This is a genomic window from Cupriavidus sp. 10L45 (assembly GCF_056395225.1).
In genome coordinates this window covers 256,402-269,985 of sequence record NZ_JBFTJC010000007.1, presented here as the reverse complement: position 1 = coordinate 269,985, position 13,584 = coordinate 256,402, and the positions used below count along the sequence as shown (strand labels likewise).

The window sequence follows — 13,584 nt, the reverse complement described above, 5'->3', positions numbered from 1 at the left end:
ATTTATCTTTCGCCGGGCATTCCGACACAAATCGTGGTTTTCCACACGAACTCCGCGTCAGCGCTGCATGGACTCCCACACCTTCTGCAACCGCTTGACCGACATCGGCACCGGCGTGCGCAGCTCCTGCGCGAACAGCGCGATGCGCAGCTCCTCAAGCATCCATCGGAATTCGTCCAATCGGGCATCGTCGGCCCCCCTGCCCTGCGTGCGGAGCTGTTTCTCGGCGCGCTGCCACTGTTGCACCAGCGGTGTCATCTCCTGGGTGCGCTGGCTGTCGCGGCCGGGGTCGCCCTTGAGCTTGTCCACGCGCATCGCCATCCCCTTGAGATAGCGCGGGAAGTGCACGAGCTGCGTGTATGGCGTATCGATCACGAACGACTTTGTCATCAGCCGCGCCAGTTGCGCCTCCATGTCCTGGTGGGCGGAGCCGAACGGCTTGGCCTGGAGCAGCTTGCGCGGAAGTCCCGCGTACTCGGCCAGGATCGCGCCCACCAGCCGCGCCATCTCCTGCGCCAGCAGCGACAGCCGCGCGCGCCCCTCGTCCTTGCGGGCGTTGAACTCGGCCTCGTTGCGCGGCAGCGGCGGCTGCATGCAGGCGCGCTCCAGCGTGACCATCACGATCTGGTTGCGCAGTTCCTCCTGCGTGCCCAGGGTCATGTACTGCATCGCCATTTGCTGAAGATTCGGGATGTTCTTCTCGATGAACTTCACCGGCTCGCGGAGCTGGATCGCGAACAGTCGGCGCAGCCCCGTATGGTGGATGCGTGCCGCCTCCTGCGGGTCGTCAAAGACCTCCACCTCGCAATGGTCGCCATGATCCACAAGGGCCGGATAGCCGAACAGGGTCTGGTTGCCCTTGCGGATTTCCAGCAGTTCGGGCAGTTCGCCGAACGACCAGGACGTCAGGTTTTCGTACTGGCCGGCCTCGGCCGCGGGCACGTCGCGGGCGGCAATGTTCTGGAACGACTGCTGCGCCTGTCCGCCGAACTCGGCTCGCAATTGCGCCAGATTCCGCCCCATTTCGAGCTGTCGGCCATGTTCGTCGATGACCTTGAAGTTCATCGCATGGTGGGCCGGCAGGGTCTCCTGCTTGAAATCTGCGCGGCGCACCATCGTGCCGGTCTGCTCGCGGATGTCGGCAATCAGCACGTCGATCAACTCGCCCTCGCCGAACGGCTGGCGGTCGACAAACCCGCCCGCGTACTCGGGCAGCGGCACGCAGTGGCGGCGCAGCTTCTGCGGCAAGGACTTCAGCAGCAGGTGCACCTTCTCCTTGATCATGCCGGGCACCAGCCATTCGGTGCGCTCGGGCCGCACCTGGTTCAGCGCGTACAGCGGCACGGTCAGCGTCACGCCGTCGCGGTGGCTGCCGGGCTCGAAGTGGTACGACAACCCCATGTCCACGCCGGCAATCGGCAGCAGCTTCGGGAACAGGTCGGTCGTGATGCCGGCCGCTTCGTGCCGCATCAGTTCGTCGCGGTTCAGGTACAGCAGCTTGCGATCCTTCGCGCTCTCCGCCTGGTACCACGTCTCGAAGCTGGTCTGGTTATGGGTGTCCGCCGGGATCGCCCGGTCATAGAAGGCGTAGATCAGCTCGTCGTCCACCAGCACGTCCTGCCGGCGCGACTTGTGCTCCAGATTCTCAATTTCGCGCCGCAGCCGCTGGTTGTGGGCGTAAAACGGCAATTTCGTGTCGAATTCGCCCTCCACCAGCGCGCGGCGGATGAACAGCTCGCGCGCCTCGGCCGGGTTCATCGGCCCGTAGTGCACGCGCCGATGCTGGTAGATGGGCAGGCCGTACAGCGTGCCGCGCTCCATCGCCAGCACCTGGCCGGCCTTCTTTTCCCAGTGCGGGTCGCTCCAGCTCACCTTCAGCAGATGGCTGCCCACCTGCTCGATCCATTCCGGCTCGATCCGCGCCAGCGTGCGTGCGAACAGCCGGCTCGTCTCGACCAGTTCAGCGGCGATGATCCAGCGGCCCACCTTGCGCGCGATCAGCGAGCCCGGCCACAGGTGGAACTTGATGCCGCGCGCGCCCAGGTACTCGCGCCCGCGCCCGTCGGCCTCGTCCAGCTTCAGGCCGACGTTCCCGAGCAGCCCGGTCAGCAGCGCCTTGTGGACTTGCTCGAACGTCGGTTCCGTCTCATTCAGGCGCCAGCCCTGCTCGGTCACCGTCGTCAGAAGTTGCGAGTGAACATCCCGCCACTCGCGCAGCCGCACGTGCGAGAGGAAGTTGGCGCGGCACTGGTCCTGCAGCTGCCGGTTGGTCTTCTTGTGGGCCACTGCCTCCTCGAACCACTTCCACAGCTTGACCCACCCCAGGAACTCGGACTTTTCGTCCATGAACTTGCGATGGGCCTGGTCGGCGGCTTCCTGCGCCTCCTGCGGACGGTCGCGCGGATCCTGCACGGACAGCGCGCTGGCGATGATCAGCACCTCGCGCAGGCACTGCTGCTCGCGCGCGGCCAGGATCATGCGCGCCACGCGCGGGTCCAGCGGCAGCTTGGCCAGTTGACGGCCAGTGCCAGTAAGCTGGTTGGCCTCGTCCACGGCGCCCAGTTCCTGCAGGAGCTGGTAGCCATCGGCAACCGCCCGGCCCAGCGGCGGCTCGATGAACGGGAACGACTCGATGTCGGTCAGCCGCAGCGCCTTCATGCGCAGAATCACCGCCGCCAGCGACGAACGCAGGATTTCCGGGTCGGTGAAGCGCGTACGGGCGATGAAATCGGATTCCTCGTATAGACGGATGCAAACGCCATCGGCTACCCGGCCGCACCGGCCCGCGCGCTGGTTGGCGGCGGCCTGCGAAATCGCCTCGATCTGCAACTGCTCCACCTTGTTGCGGTACGAGTAGCGCTTGACGCGCGCAAGCCCCGTATCCACCACATAGCGGATGCCCGGCACGGTCAGCGAGGTCTCGGCCACGTTGGTCGCCAGCACGATCCGCCGCGCGTTCGATGGCTTGAACACGCGCTCCTGCTCCTGCACCGAGAGCCGCGCGAACAGCGGCAGGATCTCGGTATGCGGAGGATGGTGCTTGCGCAGCGCCTCGGCGGCCTCGCGGATCTCGCGCTCGCCTGGCAGAAAGACGAGAACGTCGCCGGGGCCGAGCCGGCACAGTTCGTCCACGGCCTCGACAATGCCGTCGTACAGGTCGCGCTCGCGGGCCTGGGCGGATTTCGGCGCGGCGTCGGGCGGCGCATCGGACTGGATCGGCCGATATCGCACTTCCACGGGATACAGCCGCCCGCTGACCTCGATCACCGGCGCCGGCTTGCCGTTACGGGCGAAGTGCTCGGCGAACCGCTGGGCGTCGATCGTCGCGGACGTGATGATGACCTTCAGGTCCGGCCGCTTGGGCAGGATCTGGCGCAGGTAGCCGATCAGGAAGTCGATGTTGAGGCTACGCTCGTGCGCCTCATCGATGATGATCGTGTCGTAGGCACGCAGCAACGGGTCGTTCTGCGTCTCGGCCAGCAGGATGCCGTCCGTCATCAGCTTGACAGAGGCGCCGGCGGACATCGTGTCGTTGAACCGCACCTGATAGCCGACGTTCTGGCCCAGCGGCGTGCCCAGTTCCTGGGCGATGCGCTTGGCCGTGGACGTGGCGGCGATCCGCCTGGGCTGGGTGTGGCCGATCAGGCCGCCGCCTTCCTTGCCTTCCCGCGCCGGGCCACGGCCGATCGACAGCGCGATCTTGGGCAGTTGGGTGGTCTTGCCGGAGCCGGTCTCGCCGGACACGATCACCACCTGGTTGGCCTGCAGCGCGGCGGCGATCTCGTCCCGGCGCGCGGAAACCGGCAGCGCTTCGGGAAAGGTGATCTCGGGCAGCGGATTAGCCATGCGGACCGGGCGCACGGGGCGCGGCTGGCGCGGCTCGCGCGGCTCTCGAGGGGTCTGGGCGTCGCGCGGCGGGCGCGGCGCGCGCTCCGGCCGCGGCTCGCGCCGCTGTTCGGAAGACTCCTGGGGCCGCTGCTCGGGAGGCTGGCCCGCCGGGCGCGCCTCACGTGATGGACGGGGCGGGCGTGGCGGCCGGGAAACAGGTTTGACGGGGCGTTGTGCTGACATTGGCCGGGATTATAATCCGCGGCATGAACGCCAGAACCTCCAATGCGCAGGCGCCTGCTCCGGCCCCTGTCGCCCCCGACGAAGACGCCCCCGCTGCCCTGAGCGCAGCCCCCCTCCCCGTCGCCGAACCCGCCACGCCGATCCCGTCCGCCACGGCCGCCGCCGAGTTGGCCGAGGCCAGCGGGCCGGACCACCAGCAGTTCGTGGATTGGCTGCGCGCCGTCGCGCCTTATATCCACGCCTTCCGCGGCAAGACCTTCGTGATCGCCTTCAGCGGCGAGCTGGTCAAGGCCGGCGTGCTCAACGCGCTCGTCAACGACGTGGCCCTGCTGCACGCCATGGGCATGCAGATCGTGCTGGTCTTCGGCTCCCGCCCGCAGGTGGAGGAGCAGTTGGCATTGCGCCATGTGGAATCCCAGTACGCGGACGGCGTGCGCATTACCGACAACGCCGCGCTCGAATGCGCCAAGGAGGCGGCCGGCGAGCTGCGCCTGGACATCGAGGCCGCCTTCAGCCAGGGCTTGCCGAACACGCCGATGGCTGGCGCGCAGCTGTCGGTGGTCTCCGGCAACTTCATCACCGCGCGGCCGGTGGGCATCGTCAACGGGGTCGATTACCAGCACACCGGGCTGGTGCGCAAGATCGACAACGACTCGATGCACATGTCGCTCTCGCACGGCAAGGTGGTGCTGCTGTCGCCGCTGGGCTTTTCGCCCACCGGGCAGGCGTTCAACCTGTCGATGGAAGACGTGGCCAGCGCCACCGCCAGCGCGCTGAAGGCCGACAAGCTGATCTACATCACCGAAGTGCCCGGCGTGCCGGACCCGGTGGGCAAGCTGATGAAGGAAATGTCGCTGCGCACGGCCGTGGAACGGTTGCAGAACAACCACCTGCCGCCGGACGTGGCCTATTACCTGGAACATCTGGTCAAGGCGCTCAAGGGCGGCGTGCCCCGCGCGCACTTGATCCCCTATTCGCTCGACGGCTCGGTGCTGCTCGAGCTCTTCCTGCACGATGGCGTAGGCACCATGGTGTCCGACACCGACCTGGAAAGCCTGCGGGAAGCCACGCTCGATGACGTGGGCGGCATCCTGCAACTGATTGCACCGCTCGAGGCCGATGGCACGCTCGTGCCACGTGGACGTCACCTGATCGAGCGGGATATCGGCAATTTCTCGGTGATCGAGCACGATGGCGTGCTGTTCGGCTGCGCCGCGCTCTACGAATTCCCGCGCGAGAACATGGGCGAGATGGCCTGCCTGACGGTCTCGTCCGAGGCCCAGGGCACTGGCGACGGCGAGCGGCTGCTCAAGCGCATCGAGCGCCGCGCCCGCGCGCTGGGGCTGGACCGGCTGTTCGTGCTCACCACGCGCACCGAGCACTGGTTCCTGAAGCGCGGCTTCGTCCACGCCACCGTGGACGACCTGCCGGAAGACAAGCGCAAGCTCTATAACTGGCAGCGCAAATCGATGGTGCTCATGAAGAAACTGTAACGCCGGCAGGGCCAAGCCCAGCCTTGGCCGGGCTTGGCTACAATAGCGGCCACGCAGCCGCCCAGAACCGGCATCACGAATCGGCGTCCCCTCGCACCACAAAAGCGCCACGAACAAGGAGTTTCACATGGCCCGCACGGTCCATTGCATCAAGCTGAACAAGGAAGCCGAAGGCCTCGACTTCCCGCCGCTGCCGGGCGAACTCGGCAAGAAGATCTGGCAAAGCGTGTCGAAGGAAGCCTGGGCCGGCTGGCTCAAGCATCAGACCATGCTGATCAATGAGAATCGTCTGAACATGGCCGACACCCGCGCGCGCCAGTACCTGCTCAAGCAAACCGAGAAGTACTTCTTCGGCGAAGGCGCCGATGCGGCCGCCGGCTACGTGCCGCCGGCGAACTGATTCGCCAGTCTGGAAAAACGAAAAGGGGTGCTTTATCAAGCACCCCTTTTTCATGGGCGGCCGGTTAGGCCGCCCGGGCCACGCTTCCGGTCAATAATCGGTGCGCTGCACACCCTGCTCCGTGCCCAGCAGCAGCACGTCCGCGCCACGCAGCGCGAACAGCCCCACCGTCACCACACCCGGGATCTGATTGATCTGCTGTTCGATGTCCTTCGGCTGGGTGATGCGCAGCGCCGAGACGTCGAGGATCACGTTGCCGTTGTCGGTCTTGTAGATGCCGCCTTCCTTGGTCATGCGCAGGCGCGGCTGGCCACCGAGCGCGGCCAGCTTGCGCGCCACGGCTGCACGTGCCATTGGGATCACCTCCACCGGCAGCGGGAACGCGCCGAGCGTGTCCACGAGCTTGCTGCCATCGGCGATGCAGACGAAGCGGCCGGCCACGGCGGCCACGATCTTCTCGCGCGTCAGCGCGCCGCCGCCGCCCTTGATCATCGCGCCCGAGGCGTCGATCTCGTCGGCGCCGTCCACGTAGACGGGAATCTCGTCCACTTCGTTCAGGTCCAGCACCTGGATGCCATGCTGCTGCAGGCGTCGCGTGGAAGCCTCCGAGCTGGACACCGCGCCCGAGAAGCGCTCCTTGAACGCCGCGATGGCGTCGATGAAGAGGTTGGCGGTGGAGCCGGTGCCGACGCCGAGTACGGCGCCCTGGGGCACTTCCTGCTTCACGTAGTCGGCGGCGGCTTGCGCCACCAGCGCCTTGAGTTCATCCTGCGTCATGTGAAAACAGCCTGATTGCTTGGGGGGAAACGCGTAGTGTAGCGGATCGGCGTGTGACGGCGTTGTTTCCAACCGTGCCAGCGCCGTTACAATGAATGCTGACTTCCCAAGCGGGCGGCAACTGACGGAACCGGATGGAACAGATCATGACCGAGCTAGAGCAACTGAGACAATTCACCACGGTAGTGGCCGATACCGGCGACTTCCAGTTGATGAAGCAGTACACGCCGCAGGACGCGACCACCAATCCGTCCCTGATTCTCAAGGCGGTGCAGAAGGCCGAATATCGGCCCCTGCTCGAGCAGGCCGTGCGCGACCATCATGGCAACGCGGGCCTGGACGCCGTGATGGACCAGCTCCTGATCGCCTTTGGCTGCGAGATCCTGGCCATCGTGCCGGGCCGCGTGTCCACCGAGGTCGATGCACGGCTCTCGTTCGACACCCAGGCCACCGTGGACAAGGCGCGCCACCTGATCGGGCTGTACGAGCAGCGCGGCGTGGCGCGGGAGCGCGTGCTGATCAAGATCGCCTCCACCTGGGAAGGCATCAAGGCGGCCGAGATCCTCCAGCGCGAAAACATCCGCTGCAATATGACGCTGCTGTTCTCACTGGTGCAGGCCGTGGCCTGTGCCGAGGCCGGCGCGCAGCTGATCTCCCCGTTCGTCGGCCGTATCCTCGACTGGTACAAGAAGCAGGCAGGTGACAAGTGGGACGCCGACGCCAATGCCGGCGACAACGACCCGGGCGTGCGCTCGGTGCGGCAGATCTACGACTACTACAAGAGTTTCGGCCATGCGACCGAGGTGATGGGCGCGAGCTTCCGCGGCACCGGCCAGATCCTGGCCCTGGCTGGCTGCGACCTGCTGACGATCAGCCCGGAGCTGCTCGAGCAGTTGGCGGCTGGGCGCGGCACGGTCGAGCGCAAGCTGTCGGTAGAGCATGCGCAGGCAGCGAATGTGGCGCGCGTCGTGGCCGACGAGCCGGCGTTCCGCTGGCAACTGAACGAGGACGCGATGGCCACCGAAAAGCTGGCCGAAGGCATCCGCCTGTTCGCGGCCGACGCGGTGAAGCTGGAAAAGCTGGTGGGAGAGCTGGCCGCCTAGGCCCTTACCACAGCGCCGGCAGGCACTGCCCTGCTGGCGCCGCCAGCACGAGGTCCGCGGTGGCGTCCAGCGCCGACGGCTGCGGATTGACCACGATCACGAACGCCCCGTTCTCCCTGGCCATGCCCGGCAGCGCCGCCGCCGGATACACCAGCCCCGACGTGCCGACCACCAGGCACAGATCGCAGGTCTCCGCCGCGTGCTCGGCGCGATAGCGCGCCACGCGCGGCAGATCCTCCCCAAACCAGACCACCCCGGGCCGCATCATCGCGCCGCACAGCGCGCAATGCGGCGGCTCGCCCGGTACCGGCGGCACCGTGTCGCAGTGTCCGCAGCCATCCAGCCATTTGTTGGCGAACAGGTTGCCGTGCAACTCGATCACATGCTGGCTGCCGGCCTGCTGGTGCAATCCGTCGATATTCTGCGTGACCAGCGTGACCGGTTTCTGGTCCGCCAGCTGCGCCAGCGCGAAGTGCGCGGGGTTGGGCTGGGTGGCCGAAACCATCGCGCGGCGGTGCTCGTACCACTGCCAGACCAGCGCCGGCTGGCGCCGGAACGCGGCCTCTGTAGCGAGATCTTCGGGGTCGAAGCGGGCCCAGAGGCCCGTCAGCGCGTCACGGAACGTCGGCACGCCCGATTCCGCCGAGACCCCCGCGCCAGTCAGCACGAAGATCTGGCGCGCCGCCGCGATTCGGTCGCGCGCCTGGGCGAGCAATGCCGCGTCCAGAATCATCGCCAATATGCCGATGTCAGCGCGGCAGTCGGCGCTGGCGCACCGCCTCGTACAGGCAGACGCCGCTCGCCACCGACACGTTCAGGCTTTCCACGCCGCCCGCCATCGGAATGCCGACCAGCTCGTCGCAGGTCTCGCGCGTCAACCGGCGCATGCCCTCGCCTTCGGCGCCCATGACGATCGCCATCGGGCCCTTGAGGTCCAAGTCGTACAGCGTCTTCTCGGCGCCGTCGACCGTGCCGACCACCCAGATGCCGCGCTCCTGCAGCTCGCGCAGCGTGCGCGCGAGGTTGGTCACGGTGATGTAAGGCACGGTTTCGGCCGCGCCGCTGGCCACCTTGGCCACCGTGGTGTTCAGCCCGACGCTGCGATCCTTCGGGGCGATCACGGCATGCGCGCCGGCGCCATCGGCCACGCGCAGGCAGGCGCCGAGGTTGTGCGGATCGGTCACGCCATCGAGCACCAGCAGCAGCGGCGTGCCTTCGATGCTATCGAGCAGTTCGTCCAGATTGAGCGCCAGCGAGATGTCGTCGGCACGCGCCACCACGCCCTGGTGGCGATCGGTGCCGGCCATGCCGCGCAGGCGGTCGGCATCCACCGGATGCAGGCGCACGTTCAGGCTTTCCGCGAGGCGGATGAAGTCCTGCATGCGGCGGTCGCGCCGGTTGGATTCGATATAGATGTCGGACACGCTCTTCGCGTCTTGGCGAAGGCGTGCGTTCACGGCGTGAAAGCCGATCAGGAGTTTGTGTTTGGCCATGGCGGGATTGTACCCGCCATGGCCACCCCGGCGCCGCGTGTTTTAACGCTTGCGTGCCGGGCGCGCGGTCTTGGCCGCCGCCTTGGCGGTGCGCTTGGCCGTGGGCTTGCGCGGCTGCTCGAGGTGCGCGGGCTTGGGCTTGGCCGCGCGCTTGGCCGGCTTGCCGCCGGACTTGCCATGCGGCGCATGACCCACATGCGGCTTCATCGGCGTGATCACGGCCTCGAACACCGGCTGCTCCTCGATCACGCGGTCCAGCGTCTCGTCGAACGATTCCTCAGGCTTCGACGTGCCGCCAAGCAGCGCCGCCAGCTGACGGCCCTTCTTGCGCGCGGGCACCGCATGGGCGGCCGGCACGCGCGGTTGCACTTCGGGTCCCGTCGTGCGGGCGCGCAGCGTCTTGGCCGACGGCTCCTGCACCAGGCGGAAGTCGATCTTGCGAGCGTCCAGGTCGACGCGCGACACCTGCACGCGCACGCGGTCGGTCAGCCGATAGCGGATGCCCGTGCGCTCGCCGCGCAGTTCGTTGCGAGCCTCGTCGAACTGGAAGTAGTCGCTGCCCAGTTCGGTCACGTGCACCAGCCCTTCGACATAGAGTTCGTCGAGCTGCACGAAGATGCCGAAGGAGGTGACCGCGCTGACCGTGCCGGCGAAGTCGCTGCCGAGCTTGTCGCGCATGAAGTAGCACTTCAGCCAGGCCTCCACATCGCGCGAGGCCTCGTCAGCCCGGCGCTCGTTTGCCGAGCAGTGCAGGCCCAACTCATCCCAGATGGCTTCGTTGCGCTTGGCCCGGGCGGCCGAGTTCTGCGCCTTCTTCTCGGCATCGGCCGCGTTCAAGCGGCGCGCCTTGGGCGAGACCGCTGTGTTCAGCTCGGTGCCGTGCGCGAACGCCGGTTGGTACTTGGTGTGCGCCAGCACGGCCTTGATCGCGCGGTGCACGAGCAGGTCGGGATAGCGACGGATCGGACTCGTGAAGTGGGCGTAAGCCTCGTACGCGAGGCCGAAGTGGCCGATATTGTCGGGGCTGTAGACCGCCTGCTGCATCGAGCGCAGCAGCATGGTCTGGAGCATCGGCGCGTCGGGGCGGGACTTGATCTTGTCCATGACCTCGGCGTAGTCCGATGCCTGCGGCTTGTCGCCACCGCCCAGAGACAGGCCGGACGTGCGCAGGAACTCTCGCAGATTCTTGAGTTTTTCCTCGCTCGGGCCCGCGTGGATGCGGTACAGCGCCGGATGCTTGAAGCGCTCGAGGAAGTCGGCCGCGCAGACGTTGGCCGTCAGCATGCACTCCTCGATCAGCCGGTGCGCGTCGTTGCGGGTGCGCGGCAGGATCTGCTCGATCTTGCCCTGCGCGTTGCAGACGATGTAGGTCTCGGTGGTGTCGAAGTCGATCGCCCCGCGCTCGCGGCGCGCCTTGAGCAGGACCTGGAACAGCTCGTACAGGTTCTGCATGTGCGGCACGAGGTCACCGCGCTTGTGCGCCTCGGGACCCTTGGTGTTCGACAGCACGGCCCAGACCTCGTTGTAGGTCAGGCGCGCCTTGGAGTGCATCACCGCCGGGTAGAACTGGTAGCCCTTGAGTTCGCCCTTGGCCGTGATCACCGCGTCGCAGACCATGCACAGGCGGTCCACGTGCGGGTTCAGCGAGCAGAGGCCGTTGGACAGCTTCTCGGGCAGCATCGGAATCACGCGGCGCGGGAAGTAGACCGACGTGGCGCGGTCCAGCGCATCGGCGTCCAGCGGCGTGCCTGGGCGCACGTAGTGCGACACGTCGGCAATCGCCACGATCAGGCGCCAGCCCTTGGCGCGGCCGATCTTGACCGGCTCGCAATAGACGGCATCGTCGAAGTCGCGCGCGTCTTCGCCATCGATGGTGACCAGCGGGATGTCGCGCAGGTCGATGCGATGGTCGAGGTCGGCTTCGCGCACCTCGTCCGGCAGCCCCTGCGCTTCCTTGGCGGCGGCCGGCGAGAACGCATGCGGCACGCCGTACTTGCGCACGGCGATCTCGATTTCCATGCCGGGATCGTCGATATCGCCCAGAATTTCCACCACGCGGCCCACGGGCTGCACGTAGCGGTCCGGATACTCGATCAGCTCCACGCTGACCACCTGTCCCACGCGGGCCTTGCCCTGCTGCTTGGGCGGAATCAGAATGTCCTGGCCGATGCGCTTGTCCTCGGGCGCTACCACGAGCACCCCGTTCTCGGACAGCAGGCGACCAATCACATAGCGGTTGGCGCGCTCGACGATCTCGACGATCTGCCCTTCCGGGCGGCCACGGCGGTCGTAGCCCACCACGCGCACTTGCGCGCGGTCGTTGTGCATCGCCTTCTGGAGTTCGCGCTCGGGCAGGAAGACATCGTCCTCACCGTCATCGCGAATCAGGAAACCGAAACCATCGCGGTGCCCCTGCACACGGCCGACGATGAAATTCGGTTGGTGGGCCAGCTCATAGCGGCCCTTGCGGTTCAGTTCGATCTGGCCGTCGCGCTCCATCGCGGCGAGGCGCTTCTGGAAGCCGTCGTGCTCCTTGCGCGTGACGGCCAGGGCCTTGGCGATATCGCCTGCCGATTGCGGCGACCCCGAAGTTCTCAGCACGCCGAGGATTTCTTCCCGGCTAGGGATCGGATAGTTGTTCTGATTCAATTTTTCTGGAAACTATTTGACAAACGTTTTACGGTCGCTATAATGGCGGCTTCGGTTGTTTCGACACCTGCCCAGGTGGCGGAATTGGTAGACGCACTAGGTTCAGGTCCTAGCGGTGGCAACACTGTGGAGGTTCGAGTCCTCTCCTGGGCACCAGGTTTCAGCGAGAAGCCCGCAACGCAAGTTGCGGGCTTTTTGTTTTGCGGCATCGCTATGATTTTCGCGTTGCCGACGCTGATCCGAGAAACCTGCAAATCCGCACTCCCCTCTACGCCATTCTGGCTTGTGAATTCATTGGCGGCACGGCGCCGTCGATGAGTGTATCAGTTTCAGTGCCGATTCCGGCATTATCCGGCACGATTCGGCCACCCTTCGCGAAAAACAAACGGCAACAATGGCCATTTACCGCGTTGACAGTTCGACCATCTGTAACTAAGATGGTTTCACATTGAGATTTCGTTCATGAGCACCAGCAGCCGGTTTGCCGTCGCCGTTCACACCCTGACCCTGCTCGCGCAGAGCGACGGCCCCGTGCCGTCGTCGATGATCGCCGGCAGCGTGGGGACGAACCCGGCGCTGATCCGGCGCATCATCGGCGCCCTGACCGACGCCGGATTCGTGGCCACAACGATGGGCAGCACCGGCGGCGCCACGCTTGCGCGGCCCGCATCGGCCATCACGCTGCTCGAAGTGTTTCGTGCCGTGGAGACACCGTCGATGATCACGCTGCACCAGAGCGCGCCCAACCCAGCCTGCATGGTCGGCCGCGAGATCACCGGGGCGCTGCGCCAGGTGGCAGACCGGGCGCAAGCTGCCATGGACGCCACGCTCGCGGACATCACCATTGCCGGCATGCTCGCGGATGTCGAACACGCCGCCGCGCAGCGCCGCAAGCGCTGATTTTTTTACCTCGATATGTAACCATCTTGGTTTCATATCGCCACTGTGAAGGAGCAACACCCATGAAAATCGCCATCATCGGCGCCACCGGCAACGTGGGCACCCGCCTCACCGATGAAGCCCTGCGCCGCGGCCACACCGTGACCGCCCTCGCCCGCCAGGCCAGCAGCCTGCCGGCACGCACCGGCGTGACGCCGCGCAACGTGGATGTGGCCGACGGCGCAGCTCTCGCCGCCGCCCTGCGGGGCCACGACGCCGTGATCAGCACCGTGCGATTCCTGCAGGCCAAGGCGCCGCAGATCGTCGATGCGGTCAAGGCCGCCGGGGTCGAGCGCTTGCTGGTGGTGGGTGGCGCAGGCAGCCTGTTCGTGGCGCCCGGCGTGCAACTGGTCGACACGCCGACGTTCCCAGCCCAGTACAAGGACGAGGCCGCCGCAGGCCGTGATTTCCTGAATGCGCTGCGCGGCGAAACCGCGCTGGCGTGGACGTTCCTGTCCCCGTCCGCGCTGTTCCTGCCGGGCGAACGCACGGGCAAGTTCCGGCTCGGTGGGGAGGAACTGCTGGCCGATGCGGCCGGCAAGAGCACGATCTCGATGGAAGACTACGCGATCGCCATGCTCGACGAGATCGAAGCGCCGGCGCATGTGCGCCAGCGGTTCACGGTCGGCTACTAGTCCGAATACTGAGTCCGGATCGCG

At 66.6% G+C, this 13,584-nt stretch carries 10 protein-coding genes and 1 tRNA gene; 6 read left to right on the top strand and 5 right to left on the bottom strand.

The features are described from left to right. Window positions 1-57 precede the first annotated feature (57 nt). Complete coding sequence (gene hrpA, locus AC1DFU_RS15120) at window positions 58-4,071, bottom strand: ATP-dependent RNA helicase HrpA (RefSeq protein WP_441593552.1); 4,014 nt, start codon at window positions 4,069-4,071, stop codon at window positions 58-60. 23 nt (window positions 4,072-4,094) lie between these two features. Between hrpA and argA the strand changes: the two genes are divergently transcribed. Together argA and AC1DFU_RS15110 are read left to right on the top strand one after the other, a co-directional pair. Then, window positions 4,095-5,564, top strand: a complete 1,470-nt coding sequence (gene argA, locus AC1DFU_RS15115; RefSeq protein ID WP_092289657.1) for an amino-acid N-acetyltransferase — start codon at window positions 4,095-4,097, stop codon at window positions 5,562-5,564. Between the two features lie 127 nt (window positions 5,565-5,691). Beyond that, window positions 5,692-5,964, top strand: coding sequence for an oxidative damage protection protein (locus AC1DFU_RS15110; protein WP_092289659.1), 273 nt, complete (start codon window positions 5,692-5,694; stop codon window positions 5,962-5,964). A gap of 90 nt (window positions 5,965-6,054) precedes the next feature. Here the strand turns inward: AC1DFU_RS15110 and rpiA are convergent, their stop codons facing one another. Continuing rightward, a complete protein-coding gene (gene rpiA, locus AC1DFU_RS15105) occupies window positions 6,055-6,741 on the bottom strand; it encodes a ribose-5-phosphate isomerase RpiA (protein WP_092289661.1) in 687 nt (228 codons plus the stop codon). 146 nt (window positions 6,742-6,887) lie between these two features. Here rpiA and tal point away from each other — a divergent pair, with 146 nt between their 5' ends. Continuing rightward, a complete protein-coding gene (gene tal, locus AC1DFU_RS15100; protein ID WP_092290827.1) occupies window positions 6,888-7,844 on the top strand; it encodes a transaldolase in 957 nt (318 codons plus the stop codon). A 4-nt stretch (window positions 7,845-7,848) separates the two neighbouring features. On the opposite strand, the gene AC1DFU_RS15095 is transcribed toward tal, so the two are convergent. Genes AC1DFU_RS15095 through rnr form a run of 3 tightly spaced genes read right to left on the bottom strand, consistent with a single transcriptional unit; the run spans window position 7,849 to window position 11,986 of the window. After that, window positions 7,849-8,577 carry an SIR2 family NAD-dependent protein deacylase gene (locus AC1DFU_RS15095; RefSeq protein ID WP_441593551.1) on the bottom strand — a complete coding sequence of 243 codons (729 nt, stop codon included), beginning with the start codon at window positions 8,575-8,577 and terminating at the stop codon, window positions 7,849-7,851. 16 nt (window positions 8,578-8,593) lie between these two features. After that, entirely contained in the window at window positions 8,594-9,337 is a 744-nt protein-coding gene (gene rlmB / locus AC1DFU_RS15090; protein ID WP_092289663.1) for a 23S rRNA (guanosine(2251)-2'-O)-methyltransferase RlmB, read from the bottom strand. Between the two features lie 42 nt (window positions 9,338-9,379). Beyond that, a complete protein-coding gene (rnr, locus tag AC1DFU_RS15085) occupies window positions 9,380-11,986 on the bottom strand; it encodes a ribonuclease R (protein ID WP_092289665.1) in 2,607 nt (868 codons plus the stop codon). A 69-nt stretch (window positions 11,987-12,055) separates the two neighbouring features. Between rnr and AC1DFU_RS15080 the strand changes: the two genes are divergently transcribed. The 3 genes from AC1DFU_RS15080 to AC1DFU_RS15070 all read left to right on the top strand — a co-directional run bounded on the left by AC1DFU_RS15080 (window position 12,056) and on the right by AC1DFU_RS15070 (window position 13,560). Next, window positions 12,056-12,142, top strand: a tRNA-Leu gene (locus AC1DFU_RS15080). Window positions 12,143-12,448: 306 nt separating this feature from the next. Further along, window positions 12,449-12,886, top strand: a complete 438-nt coding sequence (locus AC1DFU_RS15075; RefSeq protein WP_092289667.1) for an Rrf2 family transcriptional regulator — start codon at window positions 12,449-12,451, stop codon at window positions 12,884-12,886. Window positions 12,887-12,948: 62 nt separating this feature from the next. Beyond that, on the top strand, window positions 12,949-13,560 hold the full coding sequence (locus AC1DFU_RS15070; protein ID WP_092289669.1) for an NAD(P)-dependent oxidoreductase: 612 nt from the start codon (window positions 12,949-12,951) through the stop codon (window positions 13,558-13,560). The last annotated feature ends 24 nt before the right edge of the window (window positions 13,561-13,584 follow it).